Source organism: Streptomyces sp. NPDC047061 (genome assembly GCF_040643955.1).
Taxonomy (GTDB): Bacteria; Actinomycetota; Actinomycetes; order Streptomycetales; family Streptomycetaceae; genus Streptomyces.
This window is the reverse complement of the sequence record NZ_JBEYVI010000029.1, coordinates 15,377-31,125: the sequence shown is the minus strand read 5'-3', so window position 1 is coordinate 31,125 and position 15,749 is coordinate 15,377. Positions and strand designations below refer to the sequence as shown.

15 protein-coding genes are annotated in these 15,749 nt (G+C 71.4%); 3 read left to right on the top strand and 12 right to left on the bottom strand.

The window, feature by feature from the left end; genetic code table 11:
- Positions 1-34: 34 nt before the first annotated feature.
- From ABZ887_RS33310 to ABZ887_RS33300, 3 genes are all read left to right on the top strand, one after another.
- Positions 35-196 carry a hypothetical protein gene (locus ABZ887_RS33310; protein ID WP_361297578.1) on the top strand — a complete coding sequence of 54 codons (162 nt, stop codon included), beginning with the start codon at positions 35-37 and terminating at the stop codon, positions 194-196.
- A 381-nt stretch (positions 197-577) separates the two neighbouring features.
- Positions 578-2,035 carry an aldehyde dehydrogenase gene (locus ABZ887_RS33305; protein ID WP_361297575.1) on the top strand — a complete coding sequence of 486 codons (1,458 nt, stop codon included), beginning with the start codon at positions 578-580 and terminating at the stop codon, positions 2,033-2,035.
- Positions 2,032-3,144, top strand: coding sequence for an NAD(P)-dependent alcohol dehydrogenase (locus ABZ887_RS33300; RefSeq protein WP_361297572.1), 1,113 nt, complete (start codon positions 2,032-2,034; stop codon positions 3,142-3,144). The genes ABZ887_RS33305 and ABZ887_RS33300 overlap by 4 nt, the downstream gene beginning before the upstream one ends.
- A gap of 901 nt (positions 3,145-4,045) precedes the next feature.
- Here the strand turns inward: ABZ887_RS33300 and ABZ887_RS33295 are convergent.
- From ABZ887_RS33295 to ABZ887_RS33240, 12 genes are all read right to left on the bottom strand, one after another.
- The gene (locus ABZ887_RS33295) at positions 4,046-4,756 is read right to left on the bottom strand and encodes a FadR/GntR family transcriptional regulator (RefSeq protein ID WP_361297569.1); all 711 of its coding nucleotides are present in this window, start codon (positions 4,754-4,756) and stop codon (positions 4,046-4,048) included.
- Positions 4,747-5,775, bottom strand: a complete 1,029-nt coding sequence (locus ABZ887_RS33290; protein ID WP_361297566.1) for an aldo/keto reductase — start codon at positions 5,773-5,775, stop codon at positions 4,747-4,749. Before ABZ887_RS33290 ends, ABZ887_RS33295 begins: the two co-directional genes overlap by 10 nt.
- Before the next feature lie 34 nt (positions 5,776-5,809).
- Positions 5,810-6,877, bottom strand: coding sequence for a sugar kinase (locus ABZ887_RS33285; RefSeq protein ID WP_361297563.1), 1,068 nt, complete (start codon positions 6,875-6,877; stop codon positions 5,810-5,812).
- Positions 6,874-7,503 (bottom strand): bifunctional 4-hydroxy-2-oxoglutarate aldolase/2-dehydro-3-deoxy-phosphogluconate aldolase, encoded by a 630-nt coding sequence (eda, locus tag ABZ887_RS33280; protein ID WP_361297560.1) that lies wholly within the window; start codon positions 7,501-7,503, stop codon positions 6,874-6,876. Before eda ends, ABZ887_RS33285 begins: the two co-directional genes overlap by 4 nt.
- A complete protein-coding gene (locus ABZ887_RS33275; protein ID WP_361297557.1) occupies positions 7,500-8,261 on the bottom strand; it encodes an SDR family NAD(P)-dependent oxidoreductase in 762 nt (253 codons plus the stop codon). Before ABZ887_RS33275 ends, eda begins: the two co-directional genes overlap by 4 nt.
- A complete protein-coding gene (locus ABZ887_RS33270) occupies positions 8,258-9,301 on the bottom strand; it encodes an alcohol dehydrogenase catalytic domain-containing protein (protein ID WP_361297554.1) in 1,044 nt (347 codons plus the stop codon). The genes ABZ887_RS33275 and ABZ887_RS33270 overlap by 4 nt, the downstream gene beginning before the upstream one ends.
- Positions 9,298-9,729 (bottom strand): RbsD/FucU domain-containing protein, encoded by a 432-nt coding sequence (locus ABZ887_RS33265; RefSeq protein WP_361297551.1) that lies wholly within the window; start codon positions 9,727-9,729, stop codon positions 9,298-9,300. Before ABZ887_RS33265 ends, ABZ887_RS33270 begins: the two co-directional genes overlap by 4 nt.
- Entirely contained in the window at positions 9,720-10,622 is a 903-nt protein-coding gene (locus ABZ887_RS33260) for an amidohydrolase family protein (RefSeq protein ID WP_361297548.1), read from the bottom strand. Before ABZ887_RS33260 ends, ABZ887_RS33265 begins: the two co-directional genes overlap by 10 nt.
- On the bottom strand, positions 10,615-11,943 hold the full coding sequence (locus tag ABZ887_RS33255) for an L-fuconate dehydratase (RefSeq protein ID WP_361297545.1): 1,329 nt from the start codon (positions 11,941-11,943) through the stop codon (positions 10,615-10,617). The genes ABZ887_RS33260 and ABZ887_RS33255 overlap by 8 nt, the downstream gene beginning before the upstream one ends.
- Positions 11,944-12,039: 96 nt before the next feature.
- Complete coding sequence (locus ABZ887_RS33250; protein ID WP_361297542.1) at positions 12,040-13,083, bottom strand: ABC transporter permease; 1,044 nt, start codon at positions 13,081-13,083, stop codon at positions 12,040-12,042.
- The gene (locus tag ABZ887_RS33245; protein WP_361297539.1) at positions 13,076-14,638 is read right to left on the bottom strand and encodes a sugar ABC transporter ATP-binding protein; all 1,563 of its coding nucleotides are present in this window, start codon (positions 14,636-14,638) and stop codon (positions 13,076-13,078) included. Before ABZ887_RS33245 ends, ABZ887_RS33250 begins: the two co-directional genes overlap by 8 nt.
- A 46-nt stretch (positions 14,639-14,684) precedes the next feature.
- Complete coding sequence (locus tag ABZ887_RS33240; RefSeq protein ID WP_361297536.1) at positions 14,685-15,743, bottom strand: sugar ABC transporter substrate-binding protein; 1,059 nt, start codon at positions 15,741-15,743, stop codon at positions 14,685-14,687.
- Positions 15,744-15,749: the final 6 nt, after the last annotated feature.

The following is a 15,749-nucleotide window of genomic DNA, read 5'->3' as shown; positions in this document are numbered from 1 at the left end:
CCGGCTGAAAGGTGTCGGCGGGCCTGGACGCATCGTGGCCGCGCGATGCGGTGGAGGCGGCGCCGACGACGGTGAGACGGAGTCGACGCCCATCCGCGAGTCCTGGCAGCCCACCGGCTTCCATGGTCTCGGGCTGGCCGACCACCGATCGCCCGAGCCGGAGCGCATGCTCGCCGAGCGTGCCGCCGGAACCTGAGCACATCCGGTCCGTCGGATACATGGCGGAACCGACGAACAAACCTGACGCCGATGAAGGCGTGCCGGCATCGGCGGACGAGCACGGGCCGCCGATGCCGAAGCGCCGTCGCTGTCCGCGCCGGTGCCGGCAGGTTCGACCGAGGTCCGCGATCATCACGAGCCCGGCTCCGGAGCCGCCGACCGGGCCCGTACCGCCGACAACGCACACATCGCTCACCGCCGTCGAGCCGAGGGCTGTCGTACCCACGTCACCTCGTGAGTCGTCCGGTGGATCGGTCTGCACTTCCTCGGCTCCCTCCGGGCAAGCCGGGGCCACTGGCCAGGCACTGCCGGTCGACGGCGACAACCTCCTTTCCCTGTCTACTTGAGGAGCACATCTATGTGGAGCAAGGAATCCCTGTTCATCGGCGGTAAATGGGTGGCACCCGCGACCAGCCGAGTGATCGACGTCGCCTCGCCCTCCACGGAGGAGGTCGTCGGGCGGGTGCCGGAGGCGTCCGCCGCCGACGTGGACCGCGCCGTGCTCGCCGCGCGCTCCGCGTTCGACACGGGGCCGTGGCCGAGGATGACGCCCGCCGAACGGGCCGACGTGCTCGTGCGCGTCGCCGACGGTCTTGCCGCCCGGGCCGACGAGCTGACCCAGCTGATCACCTCGTCAACGGGTCTCCCGATCACCGTGACCCAACTCGCGCACGTCATGATGCCCCAGTTCTACGTGCGCCACTACGCCGATCTAGCCCGCACCACTCCGCTGGAGGAGTACCGGGCAGGCCTCACCGGGAAGTTGCACATCCGTCAGGCGCCGGTCGGCGTCGTGGGTGCGATCATCCCGTGGAACATCCCGCTGCTGGCGACCGCGGCCAAGCTCGGCGCCGCGTGGGCGGCCGGGTGCACGGCGGTGCTCAAGCCGTCGCCGGAGACCCCCCTCGACGCGTTCGTCCTGGCGGAGATCTGCGAGGCGGCGGGGATGCCGCCGGGCGTGCTCAATCTCGTACCGGGAGGTGCGGAGGCCGGAACCGCGCTGGTCGCACACCCCGGTGTGGACAAGATCACGTTCACCGGGAGCACCGCGACCGGCCGGGCCATCGCCGAGGCCTGCGGCCGTACGCTGACCGGCTACGCGCTGGAGCTGGGTGGCAATGCCGCCGCCATCGTGCTGGACGACGCGCCGATCGGCGATGTCGCCGCAGGGCTGGTGCAGTCGGCACTCGCCGCGAACAACGGTCAGGCCTGCATCGCTCAGAGCCGGGTGCTGGTGCCGAGGTCGAGGGCGGCCGAGCTGACCGACGCGCTTGCGGCCGCGGCCCGTGAGATCCCGGTCGGTGACCCGTTCGACCCGGCCACCCTGGTCGGGCCGCTGATCACCAGCCGGCATCGTGAGCGGGTGAGCGACCTGGTCGCTTCCGGGCGTGCGGAGGGCGCGACGGTGTGTGCCGGTGGTGGCGTCCCCGCGGGGCTCGAACGCGGCTGGTACTTCGAGCCGACGGTGCTCGCCGGCGTGGACAACGGCATGCGGGTGGCCCGGGAGGAGGTCTTCGGCCCGGTGGTCACCGTGATCAGCGTGCAGGACGAGGACGAGGCGGTCGCGATCGCCAACGACACCGAGTACGGGCTCTCGGGGTCGGTGTGGTCGGCCGACCTGGAGCGCGCGGCGGCCGTCGGCCGGCGTATCGCGGCCGGTCAGATCTGGCTGAACGACAGCTTCACGCTCGATCCGGCGTGTCCGTTCGGCGGTTGGAAGAACTCCGGCACGGGCCGGGAAGGCGGGCCGGAAGGCCTGCACGAGTACCTGCAGACCCAGACCACGTTCCGTCCGGCTGAAAGGCCCCAGTCATGATCATCACTGCCGCTGTCGTCGAGGAGAAGTCCGGTCCGTTCCAGTTGCGCGAGCTGGAACTGGAGGAGCCGCGAGCTGACGAGATCGTGGTCCGGATGGTCGCCGCGGGGATCTGCCACAGCGATCTGGCCGTGCGCGACCAGTACCTTCCGATACCCCTGCCGATCGTCCTCGGACACGAGGGCGCCGGGGTCGTCGAGGCCGTCGGCTCCGGAGTGACAGCCGTGGTACCGGGGGACCGGGTGCTGCTGAACGCGCAGTCCTGCGGCAACTGCGAGGCCTGCGTGGCCGGGCGCATGTTCGCCTGCGACCGGGGCGCGGAGCTGAACTTCTCGGGTGGCCGTCCGGACGGCAGCACCGGGCTCTCGGCGGACGGGGCACCGGTGCACGGGAAGTTCTTCGGGCAGTCCAGCTTCGCCACCCACGCGCTGGCCCATGGGCAGAGCGTCACGGTGCTTCCCGCGGACCTCGATCTCACGCTGGCCCCGGCGTTCGGGTGCGGAGTGCTGACCGGTGCCGGCGCCGTGATGAGCGGGCTGCGGGCCGGGATCGGAGACACCATCGTCGTGTTCGGCACCGGCGGCGTCGGCCTCGCGGCGGTGATGGCGGCACGCGCCGTCGGCTGCACGACCGTCGTGGCCGTGGACCGGGTGCAGGCCCGTCTCGACCTTGCACGTGAGCTGGGCGCCACCCATGCCGTACTGGCCGGTGGCGACGGCCCGGACCTGCTGGAGCGCGTCCGCGCGGTCGTGCCGGCCGGGGCGCACCACAGCGTCGAGACCACAGGCGTGCCCGAAGTGTCGCAGGCGGCGGTCTTCAGCCTGCGCAACGGCGGAATGTGCGCCCAGCTCGGGGTGCCTCCACTTGGTACCACCGTCGGCCTCGACATGGCCATGCTGGCGCTCTCGGGCATCGGGATTCGCGGGATCACCTCCGGCGGAGTGCCGCCGAGGTTCCTGCAGCCCCGGCTGATCGAGCTCTACCGGCAGGGGCGCTTCCCGGTGGACAAGCTGGTCACCCACTACCCGTTCGCGGACATCGAGCTGGCCGCCAGGGACTCCCAGCGCGGTACATCGGTGAAGCCGATCCTGCTCTTCGGGGAATCGTGACGCTGCTGCGGGCATGGTGCGTTGCGGCGCCCGCTGCGAGGTAGAGGCTGTGCTTGAGGGGGCGCCCAGGCCACCGTGGCCGAGGCGTCGCAGGTGGGGCGTCGGTGCCTCCTCCGCTGTGCCGTGTTCCGCATGGTGCACGGACAGCGGGACGGATCTGTTGCTCCCGTGCGCGATCACCAGTTCGGCAACCGCACACCGGCGAACGGCACGGTGCTGATCCGACCGAGCCGTTCCCCCCCCGTGTGCGCGTGGGCGTCGTGGCGGAGAACAGGCCGTCGCCCAGCCGCGGTTGCTGCATGTCACCAGCATCACGCAGGCCGTCAGAACCACGGCGTGCGACGCGGCCTTGCACTCGATGACGGTCGCGCGCTCCCACGGCATGCTGATCAGGTACGGCCCCACTCACTGGCCCACGCTGTGGTCACGGGAGCGGGGTGCGTGACGTGATCCTGCGCAGCCTGGAGCTGTGCGACATCGCGCTACCCCGCATCGGGGAGGGCCGGATACTCGCCGGTGAGGAGACATCGGAGGCGGTGTTGCGGGCGCAGTGTGTTCGGGGCTCCATGCAGTCGTCATGAAGCTGAGGCAGGACGGGGCGCCGGTGGCCGAGGGCGGCGAGTCGACCCGTGTCGGGCGCACTGGGTGACTGCCTTGGACGCTCCCGGAGTGGGGGATGCCCTGGACGGGGCGTTCGCCGCCCGGTTGGTGGAGGGGGCCTCGCCGGTGGCGGCGGCACGCTACGAGGCGGTGGCCGCGGACCTGACCACCACGGCACCGTGCCGGCCGGCCGGTCCCTGGTCGCCTGGCCGTACCGCGCCACCTCGCCCCCGCCCACCGCTGCCTGAGCCCGCGGCGGCTGCGAGAGCCGACCTGCCGGTTCGATCGCCTGGCGTCCTGCTCACCGGCCCGGCGGCAGGGCCGCACCCGAGCGCAGGTGCTGTTTCAGCCATCGCTCAGTGGTGCTCACGTGCTGTAGTGCGGCGGCCTGGCTCAGCCAGATGTCCCGGTTGGACAGCGCGTTGAAGATCGCTTCGTGTTCGGCGAGGGTGCGGGCTGCGGAACGGTCGTCGACCCGGCCGCGCCAGATGCGGGCCCGCAGGGTTCGGCCGGAGATGCCCTCCAGAAGGGTGAGGAGGGTCTCGTTGCCGGTGGCGGCGATGACGGCGCGGTGGAAGGCGGCGTCGTGGGCGTTGAGTCGCTCCACGTCGTCGCGGGCTTCGCGCATGGCGTCCAGGTGCGTCTTGACCTCGGCGAGCTGTTCGTCGGATATGCGGGTGGCGGCGAGCGCGGTGGCGGCCGGTTCGAGGAGCCGCCGTACCTCCATGAGGTCCTGCAGGGCGGCCGAGTCGCCCTGCAGCAGTTCCACCGCCCCGCCCAGTCCCTCCAGGAGCAGGCTCGGCTGGAGGGAGGTCACGTAGGTGCCGTCGCCCCGGCGGACCTCCAGGACCCGCGCCACGGACAGTGCCTTGACCGCTTCCCGGGCGAGGTTGCGGGACAGGCCGAGCTGGGCGGCCAGGTCCGGTTCCGGCGGGAGCTTCGAGCCGGGAGGCAGCACACCCGTACGGATCAGCTCACGGATCTGCTCGATGGCCTTGTCCGTCAGAGACAACGCGAACTCCTCCCCTGTCCGCTCCCCGCGGGCACGTCCGACCTGATCAGTCCTTGGACACGGAGATCATCCCAGAGGTCTTCGGGGATGTGCTCTCGGTGGATTTCCACGTTTCGCGCGACCTGTTCCGTATTCCGCATACCGAGGGTGACATTGATGATACTGGGGTGGGTGCGAGGGAAGGCGATCGCCGCGGCGGGCAGGGTCGTCCCGTGCGCCGCACAGACCTCGGCGATCGCCAGGGCGCGGGCGACCAGAGCCGGCGGGGCGTCCTGGTAGTCGTACTTCATTCCTTCGGCGGGCCGGTCCCGGGAGAGCAGTCCCGAATTGAACACGCCCACCGCCACCACGCTCTTGCCGAGCTCCCGGGCGGCCGGCAGGACGTCGTCCAGGGCGGACTGGTCCAGCAGTGTGTAGCGCCCGGCCAGCATCACCACGTCGGCGGGGGTCTCACGCAGGAATCGGGCGAGCATCGCCGACTGGTTCATGCCCGCGCCGATCGCGCCGATCACCCCCTGGTCGCGCAGTTCGGCGAGTGCGGGCATGGCCTCCTCGGCGGCCTGCCGCCAGTGGTCGTCGGGGTCGTGCAGATAGACGACGTCCAGGCGGTCGAGGCCGGTGCGCTCCAGTGTCTCCTCGATGGAGCGGAGTACTCCGTCTCGGCTGAAGTCCCACTGCCGGCGCAGATCGTCGCGCACCACGAAGCCTTCGGTGTCGACGCCCCGCGGCTGCTCGTTGGGCACGAGCAGGCGGCCCACTTTGGAGGACACGACATACGCGTCGCGCGGTCGGCCCCGTAGCGCCGCGCCCAGGCGCCGCTCGGAGAGGCCGAGCCCGTAGTGCGGCGCGGTGTCGAAGTACCGGATACCTTCCTGCCAGGCCGTCTCGATCGCGGCCGCCGCGTCCTCGGCGGGGGTGACCCGGTACAGGTTGCCGATGACGGAGGCGCCGAAGCCCAGCCCGGTCAGTTCGACCGAGGTGTCGGCGATCCGCCTGCGTCGGATGGTCGGAGGTGTCAATTCTGCTCCCGTGCGATGTGCGTGGTGCGGTCGGTCATCGTCTGACGGCGACCGAGGCGCCGGACATGAGCGCCTCCACCTCGGTGAGCGACGCCATGGAGACGTCACCGGGGGTGGTCATGGTGAGGGCGCCGTGGGCGGTGCCGTAGGCCAGGGCCCGTGCCAGCCGGGCGGTAGTCAGCGGGCTTGACCAGGTGTCCACTTCGGTCAGCAGGCCGTGGATCAGGCCCGCGGCGAAACCGTCGCCGGAGCCGATGCGGTCGAGGACCTGCAGAGCGGGCATCCGGGGGCCGGCGACGAAGCCGGTCTCGGCGGACCAGGCGGCCGAGGACCAGTCGTTGACGCCCGCGGAGGGAACCTCACGCAGGGTCGTCGCCAGCACCCTGGCCTTCGGAAGCCGCTCCGCCACGGCGGTCAACGCGTCCGGCACCTCGCCGGACGGTATCCGCAGCTCACCCGGGCGGGGCCCGGCCAGGCCCAGGGCGCCCACCACCACGTCGGCATGCCGGGCGAGCCGCAGATCGGCCTCGCGGGCCCGATCCGCACCGCCCCGGCCGGACCACAGGCTCGGGCGGTAGTTCGGATCGTACGAGACGGTGACGCCGTGGCGGCGCGCCGCCGCCATGGCCTCGTCCGCGACATCCACGGTGGTGTCCGACAGACCGGCGAAGACACCGCCGGTATGGAACCAGCGCACCCCGCCCGCGAAGACCTCGTCCCAGTCGACGTCCCCCTCGCGCAGTCGGGAGACGGCGGTGTGCGCGCGGTCGCTGACGCCGAGCGCGCCACGGATGCCGTAGCCCCGCTCGACGAAGTTGAGGCCGTTACGGGCGGTTCGGCCGACGCCGTCGTCCGGTACCCAGCGGATGAACGAGGTGTCCACGCCGCCCTGCAGGATCAGGTCCTCGACCAGGCGGCCCACGGCGTTGTCCGCGAGGGCGGTCACGACGGCCGTGCGCAGCCCGAAGCAGCGGCGCAGCCCTCGTACGACGTTGTACTCACCGCCGCCCTCCCAGACCTGGAAAGAGCGCGTGGTGCGGATCCGTCCTTCGCCCGGGTCGAGGCGGAGCATCACCTCGCCGAGGGCCACCACGTCGGTCACCTCGTGCTCCTCTCCACGGCCTCCGCGGTCAGCCGCTGGACCGCCTCGAAGTCGCCGCGCCCGAGATGGGAGGCGGTGGCCATCCAGCTGCCTCCGACGGCGAGGACGGCGGGTTCGGCGAGGTACTCGGTCAGCCGCGGCGCGCTGATCCCGCCGGTCGGCACGAAGCGCACGCCCGGGAAGGGCGCCGCGAGCGCCCGCAGGGTCCGGATGCCGCCGAGGGGCTCGGCGGGGAAGATTTTCACGGTGTCGAGGCCGGCCCGCAAGGCGCGCATCAGTTCGGTGGCGGTGGCGATGCCGGGTACGACGGGAACTCCCAGTTCCCGGCATTTCATGACGACCTGCTCGTCGAAACCGGGGGAGACGACGAAGCGGGCGCCGGCCGCCACGGCCCGCTCCGCCTGTTCGGCGCTGAGCACCGTGCCGGCGCCGACGGCGAGTCCGCCGTGGGCCGCCATCGTCTTGAGCACCTGTTCGGCGCCGGAGGTGCGGAAGGTGACCTCGGCGCACCGGGCGCCGCCCGCCGAGAGCGCGTCGGCCAGCGGGGCGGCGGTGGCGATGTCCGGGACGGTCAGCACCGGCACCAGGCGGGCGCCGGCCAGGACGGAGGCGATGGTGCCGCTCATCGGCCCATCCATCCGCCGTCGACGGGCAGGACGGTGCCGTGGACGTAGGCGGCGGCGTCCGAGGCGAGGAACACGGTGGCGCCGGCGAGGTCGTCGGCCCTGCCCCAGCGTGCGGCCGGGATGCGGTCGAGGATGGCCCGGCTGCGGGCCGGATCGTCCTGGAGGGCCTGAGTGTTGTCGGTGGCGATGTAGCCGGGAGCGAGGGCGTTGACGTTGACGCCGTGCGGGGCCCATTCGTTGGCGAGCGCCTTGGTCAGGCCGGCGATTCCGTGCTTGGCCGCGGTGTAGCCGGGGACGTTGATGCCGCCCTGGAAGCTGAGCAGCGACGCCGTGAAGATGATCTTCCCCTGCCCCCTGGCCACCATCGCGGCGCCCACCGCCCGCGTCAGGACGAACTGCGCGGTGAGATTGACCTGCAGCACCGACTCCCAGTCGGCGTCGGGGTGTTCGGCGGCGGGTGCGCGGCGGATCGTGCCCGCGTTGTTGACCAGGATGTCCACCGGCCGTTCGCGCGTCGCGAGGTTCGTGCCCAGCTCCCGTACGGCGCCGGGGTCGGCGAAGTCGGCGCGGATCGCCTCGAAGCCCCGACCCGCCGCGACGACGTCCTTCTCCACGTCGCTGCCGGACTCCTCCAGCGCCGCGCTCACGCCGATGACGTCCGCCCCGGCCTCGGCGAGCGCCCGGGCCATGGCCCTGCCGATGCCGCGCCGGGCACCGGTGACGACGGCGAGCCGTCCGGTCAGGTCGAAGGCGGTCATACGGCGGCTCCCCGGGCGTCGGCGGTGCAGTCCACGAGGATCTTCATCACGTCACCGCCGGCCTCCAGCGCCTCGAAGGCGGCGGGCGCCTCGGTGAGGGGCACGATCCTGCTGATGAGCCGCTCGGCCGGAACGGTGCCGTCGGCGACCAGTGCCACCGCCTTCTCGAAGTCGGAGCGGTCGTACAACCGGGCGCCCACCAGGGTGAGTTCGCGCCAGAAGAACCGGTGCAGGTTCACCTCGCGGGGCCGGGGGTGGATGGCGACCAGGCACAGTCGGCCGCGTACGCCCAGAACCTCGACCGCGGTGTTCACCCCGCCCGCCGCGCCGGAGACCTCGAACGCCACGTCCGCGCCCGCGTCGCCGGTCCACTCCCGGACCCGTTCGGCCACGTCGTCGCCGGCGGGATCCCAGGCGGCCAGCCCCAGCTCCTCGGCCAGTGCCCGCCGGTGGGCACTGAGCTCCGCGACGCGTACGTCCGCCCCGGCGGCGCGGGCGACCAAAGCGATCAGGATGCCGACGGGCCCGCCGCCGACCACCACGACCCGCTCACCCTCGCGGACCGCGGCCCGGCCGACGTCGTGCACGGCGACGGCAGTGGGCTCGACGAGCGCGGCGCGGTCCAGCGGGAGGGAGTCGGGCAGCCGGATCAGGGTGGCGGCGGGCACGGTCCAGCGTTGCTGCATGGCGCCCGGGGAGTCGATGCCGATGAAGTCGAGGTGCTGGCAGATGTGCCGGTGGCCGGCGCGGCAGGCCGGGCACACGTCGTCCCAGCGCAGCGGCATCACGGTGACCGCGTCCCCGGGCGCCCAGCCCGCGACGTCCGGACCGACGCGGACGACCCGGCCTGACATCTCGTGCCCGATCACGGCGGGCGCCGCGACCCTGGCGTCCATGTCGCCGTGGAAGATGTGCAGGTCGGTGCCGCAGATCCCCACGTAGGCGGGGGCCAGCTCCACCTCGCCGGGACCGGGGGGCGGGTTCTCGGTGGTGGCGGTGTCCAGGGAGCGCGCGGCGAGGTAGCGCACGGCGAGTGTCATGTCAGGGTCCCTTCAGCGCGGACGCCGATGGTGAGGAGCAGGTTGGCGTAGGTGCGGGTGTCGGCGGTGACGATCGTCAGCGCCAGGTCGGGGGAGCGGGCGGCGTCGTAGAACTCGAAGCGGCCGAGTGTGGAGACCGGGACGGGTGCCAGCCGGGCGCGGTACTCCGCGATGGCCGCAGGTTCCGGTTCGCCCTCGGGCGGCACCATCACATGGGCGGACTCGACGGGTACGGCCCGCAGCAGCACGTCGAGGACGGTGGTGACGTCGAGCAGGCCGGGGGCGAGGTTGAGGTGGACGGTTGTGGCGCGCTCGCCGGTGGCGGTGCTCGCGGGGTAGTGGCCGTCGGCGAGCAGGATCCGCGCGCCATGGCCGGCCCCGGCCAGCGAGGCGAGCATTGCGGGGTGGAGCAGTTCGGTCAGGAGCACGAGGTCGTCTCCGTCCTCTCGGGAAGGGCGAGGCGGTAGAAGCCGGTGGCGGTGTCGGCGAGGACCGCCGAGGTCTCGGCCGGGGAGCAGTCGGCGAGGAGTTCCTCGACGGTGGCGGCCCAGCGGTTCCAGCCGCCGGCGAGGACGCAGACCGGCCAGTCCGAGCCGAACATCAGCCGGTCGGGGCCGAACGCGGTCAGCAGGACGTCCCACACGTGGCGGATGTCGTCGATCGTCCACCGTTGGTGGTCGGCCTCGGTGACCAGACCCGACACCTTGCACCGCACCTGCGGGTGGCCTGCGAGTCGCCGCACGTCCCTCTCCCAGTCGGCGAGTTCGCCTTTCGCGATGGGTGGCTTGCCCGCGTGGTCGAGGACGAGCGGGAGCTCGGGGACGCGTTCGGCGAGCCCGACGGCCTGGTCGAACTGGTGGTCGCGGATCAGTACGTCGTACCCGAGTCCGCGCTCCGCCACCGCCCGCAGCCCCCGCTCCACGGACGGCCGTTGCAGCCACCCGGAGTCCGGCTCGGCCTGCACCAGGTGTCGTACGGCCCGCAGCCACCCGCCCCCGGGGCCGGCGCGTAGCTCGTCGAGTACGTCGCCGATCGCCGGGGAGGTCAGGTCCGCCCAGCCGACGACGGCGCCGATGAGCGGGTCGGTGTCCGCCAGCGCGAGGAACTCCCGTGTCTCGTCCAGCGAGGTCACGCACTGGACGAGGACCGTGCGCGCCGGCCGCCGTCCCGCGAGGGCACGGGTCGCGGAGGCGCGCAGGTCGTCGACGCCGAAGGTGCGGCGGATCGGCTCGTGACCGGGCTCGTGCAGCCACGACTGGGGGCGGTGGTCGAGGTTCCACACGTGGTGGTGGGCGTCGACCAGGGGCAGTGGGTCAGACACGGGCCGACCAGACCGGACCGTCGGGGTAGGTGTACTCCTTCAGCGACTCGGGGTGCATCTGCGCGCTCAGGCCGGGCAGGGTGGGCGCCAGGTAGTGGCCCTCGACGATGCGCACCGGGTCGACGAAGTGCTCGTGCAGGTGGTCGACGTACTCGATGACCCGGTCCTCGGTCGTCCCGGACACGGCGGCGTAGTCGAACATCGACAGGTGCTGGACCATCTCGCACAGCCCGACCCCGCCGGCGTGCGGGCAGACCGGGACGCCGAACTTCGCGGCGAGCAGCAGGATCGCGATGTTCTCGTTGACGCCCCCGACGCGCGCCGAGTCGATCTGCACGATGTCCACCGCACCGGCCTGGAGGAGCTGCTTGAAGACGACCCGGTTGGCGATGTGCTCCCCGGTGGCGACCTTGATGGGGCTGACCGCCTTGCGGACGGCCGCGTGGCCGAGGATGTCGTCGGGGGAGGTGGGTTCCTCGATCCAGTAGGGATCGTAGGGAGCCAGGGCGCGCATCCAGTCGATGGCGGGCTGTACGTCCCAGCGCTGGTTGGCGTCCACGGCGATCCGGATGTCGGGGCCGACGGTCTCGCGGGCGGTGCGCATCCGGCGTATGTCGTCCTCCAGGGACGCGCCGACCTTGAGCTTGATCTGGGTGAAGCCGTCGGCGACGGCCTCGCGGGCCAGGCGGGCCAGCTTCTCGTCGGAGTAGCCGAGCCAGCCGGGCGTGGTGGTGTAGGCGGGGTATCCGTGGTCCAGCAGATGGCCGATGCGCTTCTCGCGGCCCGGCTCGGCGCGGCGCAGGATCTCCAGCGCCTCCTCGGGGGTGAGGGCGTCGCTGAGCCAGCGGAAGTCGACCTGGGCGACCAGTTCCTCGGGAGTCATCTCCGCGAGGAAGCGCCAGACGGGTCTGCCGGCGCGCTTGGCCGCGAGGTCCCAGGCGGCGTTGACGACGGCACCGGTCGCCATGTGGATGGCGCCCTTCTCCGGTCCCAGCCAACGGAGTTGGGGGTCGTGGACCAAGGAGCGGGAGAATGCGCCGAGGTCACCGCAGACCTCCGCGACGGACCGGCCCACCACGTGCGGGGCGAGTGTGGCGATGGCGGCGGCCTGGGCGTCGTTGCCGCGGCCGGTGGTGAAGGCCAGGGCGTGGCCCTCCAGGCCGTCGCCGGCGTCGGTGCGCAGGACCACATAGGCGGCCGAGTAGTCGGGTTCGGGGTTCATCGCGTCCGACCCGTCCAGGTGCTCGGACGTCGGGAACCGCACGTCCAGAACGTCCAGGGCGGTGATACGGGCGGTGGCTGTGGACAGGCCAGATGACATGGCGACAACTCCTGTGAGTGCAGGGGGGATTAGGGCCCCTGGGACGAGAGACGGGGAGCGTGGGGGATCCCGGGCGGCCACCGGGGCCGCCCCGGATCACTCCTGGACCTTGCCGCCTGTGATGCGTGAGATGGTCAGTGCGACCAGGATGATCAGGCCGTTGAGGGCGCCGATCCACTGGGCGGGGACGCCGCCCAGCGTGAGGACGTTCTGGATCATGTACAGCAGCAGGATGCCGCTGAACGCGCCGAACATGGTGCCCTTGCCGCCGTTGAGGCTGATCCCGCCGATGACGGCGGCGGCCATGACGGTGAAGATGTAGCCGTTGCCCTGCGCCGAGGCGACGGAGGCCAGGCGTCCGGACAGCAGCAGTCCGGCGAGGGCGGCGAGCACGCTGCCGGTGACGATGACGATCCACAGCACCCGGTCGGTGCGGATGCCGGCGGCCTTCGACGCGTCGACGTTGCCGCCGATCGCGTACAGCGAGCGCCCGAAGCTGGTCCAGCCCAGGACGACGATGGCGACGGCGAACAGCGCCAGGCAGATCCAGATGGAGGCCGGCATGCCGAACCATTCGGCGGTGCCCAGGTACAGCATCGACTCCGGCAGTTGGAAGAAGGTCTGGCCGCCGGAGATTCCCGTCAGGACACCGCGCAGCACGATCAGCATGCCGAGGGTGACGATGAAGCCGTTGAGCCCGAAGCGGATGATCAGCAGGGAGTTGATCACGCCGATGAGCGCGCCGACGGCGAGTGTGACGGGAATCGACCAGGCGCCGGGGAGCAGCCCGAGCCCGTGCCCGGCGCCGGTCGGCACCACCAGCCAGGCGGCGACGCCGGGTGCCAGGCCCATGGTGGACTCCAGCGACAGGTCCATCTTCTTGACGATCAGGATCATCGTCTGGGCGAGGACCAGCAGCGCCATCTCGGACATGGTCTGCAGGACGTTGATGAGGTTGTCGGCCTGCAGGAAGACCGGGTTGACGATCTGGCCGACGATCGCGATGACGATGATCGCCGGCACCAGGGCGAGGTCGCGCAGCCGGGCCAGCGGTATCCGGCCGCCGAGCAGTGCCGTGCGCCTGACCGGCGGCTCGGCGGTGTCGGGGGCGGCGGTGCCCGCGAGGACGGTTTCAGGCATGGAGGTCCACTCCTTCCATCGCGGCGACGAGGTCGTGGTCGTGCCAGCCGCGGGCGATCTCTGTCGTCACCCGGCCCTGGAACATCACCAGGATCCGGTCGCACATGCGCAGGTCGTCGAGTTCGTCGGAGGCGATGAGCACTCCGGTCCCGGTTGCCGCGGTCTCCTCGACCTTGCCGAGGAGGAACTCCTTGGAGCGCACGTCCACGCCCGCGGTCGGGTTGATCAGGACCAGCAGCCGGGGGTCGTCGGCCAGGGCACGGGCCATCACGACCTTCTGCTGGTTGCCGCCGGAGAGGGCGGAGACGGGCAGTTCGGGCCCGGGTGTCTTGATGGCCAGGTTCTCGATCATGCCCTCGGCGAGCCGATCCCGCCGGGCCCGGTTGAGGAACCCGTTCCCGCCGAGCCGGTGGGGCACGGACAGCGTGGCGTTGTCCGCGATCGACATGTCAGGCACGTAACCCTGGTGGTGGCGGTCCTGGGGGACGAACCCGGCACCGGCCGCCAGCGCGGCGGGCACACTGCCCGGCCGCGGCCGGTTCCCGGCGATCTCCACCTCTCCGCCGTCCGCGGCCCGCAGTCCCACCACGGTCTCGGCGACTTCGGTACGGCCGCTGCCGGCGGCGCCCGCGAGACCGACGATCTCACCTGCGCCGATCCGGAAGGTGACGTCGTCGTAGGTGTCCGCGCCCAGCCCCCGGACACTCAGGGCTGCCGTGACTCCGGCGTCCAGGGTGCTCGCGCGCTCCTCGTGCCGGTCGGCGGCCGCCTCGCCGGTCATTGCCGCGACCAGTTCGGTACGGGGAAGTTCGGCGACCGGCGCCGTCAGGATGTGCCGGGCGTCCCGGAACACCGTCACCATGTCGCAGATCTCGTAGATCTCCTGGAGGTGGTGGCTGATGAACAGGAAGGTGACGCCCTGGCGTTGCAGGTCGCGGATGCGGTCGAAGAGCCGGCTGATCGCGGGTCCGTCCAGCTGGGCGGTGGGTTCGTCGAGGATGATGAACCGGGCGCCGAAGGACAGCGCGCGGGCGATTTCGACGAACTGCCGCTGCTCGACGCTGAGTTCGGCGGCGGGCGTCTGCGGGTCGACGTCCACCGACCAGGTCGACAGCAGGTCCTGTGCGCCGTGGCGCACGCTCTGCCAGCTGATCAGCCTGTTCCGGCCGTGCTGCTGCCGGTTCAGGAAGAGGTTCTCCGCGACGGTCAGGGTGGGGATGATCGTCGACTTCTGGTACACGCAGGCCACGTTGCGGCGCCAGGCGTCGCGGTCCGTGAGCCGGGGTGCCGGGGCGCCGCCGAAGGTGACCGTTCCCTCGTCCGGGGCCTGAAGCCCGGTCAGAACGGACACCAGGGTGGACTTGCCGGCGCCGTTGCGGCCGACGAGAGCATGGGTCTCGCCGGACCTGATGGTGATCCGGGCGCCGTTCAGGGCCACCGTCGGACCGAATCGTTTGACTATGCCCGTCGCCTCGACGACGGGCGGGTCCGCCGGGACCCGTCCGCCGTCCGCCGGGGCGGGCGCGGGGCTGACTGCTCGCTCCCCGTCACTCATCTCAACCGCCTTGTGCTCGATAGCCGCCGGGGTTCTGACGGGGCGTTCAGAGGTTGTTGCCCCACAGGGACGTGTCGTCGCTCTTGACGCTGGTCACGCCGCCGTAGGTGCCGCCGTCGGCGGTGACGAGCGGGGCGGAGAGCTGGTCCTCCAGCAGACCGGCGCGGACCTGGATGATCGTGCTGTCGTGGTCGGTCTTGCCGGGCTTGAAGGTCTTTCCGTCGATCGCGGCCTTCAGGTAGTACAGGGCGTACTTGGCATACTGGTCGGCCGGCTGGGACACGGTGGCGTCGATCTGCCCGGCGGCGATGTCCTTGAGCTCCTCGGGGATGCCGTCGTTGGAGACCACGAAGACGTGCTTCTTGTTCTTCGGATCCACCAGCAGCCCCTTCTGCTTGAGTACCTGGAGCGTGCCGGCGAGGGCGAAACTGGACTCCATGTAGACGCCCTTGATGTCCGGGTGGGCGGTGAGGTCCGTCTGCAGCTTCTGCGCGGCGACGGCGCCGTCCCAGTTGGTGGCCTCACCGAAGACCGTGATGCCGGGGTAGTTCTTCTTGATGCAGTCGTTGAACGCCTCCGTGCGGTCACGGCCGTTGATGGAGTCCAGGCCGCCCTCCAGCATCACGACCTTGCCCTTGCCGCCCAGTTGGGTGCCCAGGTACTGGCACGCCTTCTCGCCGTAGGCGCGGTTGTCGGCGCGGACCACCATGAAGACCTTGCCGCTGTCGGGGCGGGTGTCGACGGTGACGACCGGGATCTTCTTCGCCTCCAGCTGCGCCAGCGTCGGCGCGATGGCGGCGGTGTCCTGCGGTGCCATCGCTATGCCCTTCACACCCTGGCTGATGAACGTCTGGACGTTGGCGGTCAGCTTGGCGACGTCGTTCTGCGAGTTCGTCGTCTTCAGGGAGACGCCGAGCTGCTTGGCGTACTCCGGCGTGTACTTGATGTACGAGTTCCAGAAGTCGGTGTCGGAACGCGGGTAGTCGACGCCGACCAGCGGCTTGTCGCTCGACGACGCCGAGGTGCCGGATCCGCTGCCGCACGCGCTGAGCAGCGCCAGTGCGGACAGGGCGGCGGTGGAGCAGAGGGCGGTTCTGAGTCTCATCGGTAC

What these genes read in the sequence shown, in the direction of transcription:
- ABZ887_RS33305 (WP_361297575.1), top strand. Translation starts at nt 578, where the DNA reads ATGTGGAGCAAGGAATCCCTGTTCATCGGCGGTAAATGGGTGGCACCC.
- ABZ887_RS33300 (WP_361297572.1), top strand. Translation starts at nt 2,032, where the DNA reads ATGATCATCACTGCCGCTGTCGTCGAGGAGAAGTCCGGTCCGTTCCAG.
- eda (WP_361297560.1), bottom strand. Translation starts at nt 7,503, where the DNA reads ATGAGCGGCACCATCGCCTCCGTCCTGGCCGGCGCCCGCCTGGTGCCG.
- ABZ887_RS33275 (WP_361297557.1), bottom strand. Translation starts at nt 8,261, where the DNA reads ATGACCGCCTTCGACCTGACCGGACGGCTCGCCGTCGTCACCGGTGCC.
- ABZ887_RS33270 (WP_361297554.1), bottom strand. Translation starts at nt 9,301, where the DNA reads ATGACACTCGCCGTGCGCTACCTCGCCGCGCGCTCCCTGGACACCGCC.
- ABZ887_RS33255 (WP_361297545.1), bottom strand. Translation starts at nt 11,943, where the DNA reads ATGTCATCTGGCCTGTCCACAGCCACCGCCCGTATCACCGCCCTGGAC.
- ABZ887_RS33250 (WP_361297542.1), bottom strand. Translation starts at nt 13,083, where the DNA reads ATGCCTGAAACCGTCCTCGCGGGCACCGCCGCCCCCGACACCGCCGAG.
- ABZ887_RS33245 (WP_361297539.1), bottom strand. Translation starts at nt 14,638, where the DNA reads ATGAGTGACGGGGAGCGAGCAGTCAGCCCCGCGCCCGCCCCGGCGGAC.
- ABZ887_RS33240 (WP_361297536.1), bottom strand. Translation starts at nt 15,743, where the DNA reads ATGAGACTCAGAACCGCCCTCTGCTCCACCGCCGCCCTGTCCGCACTG.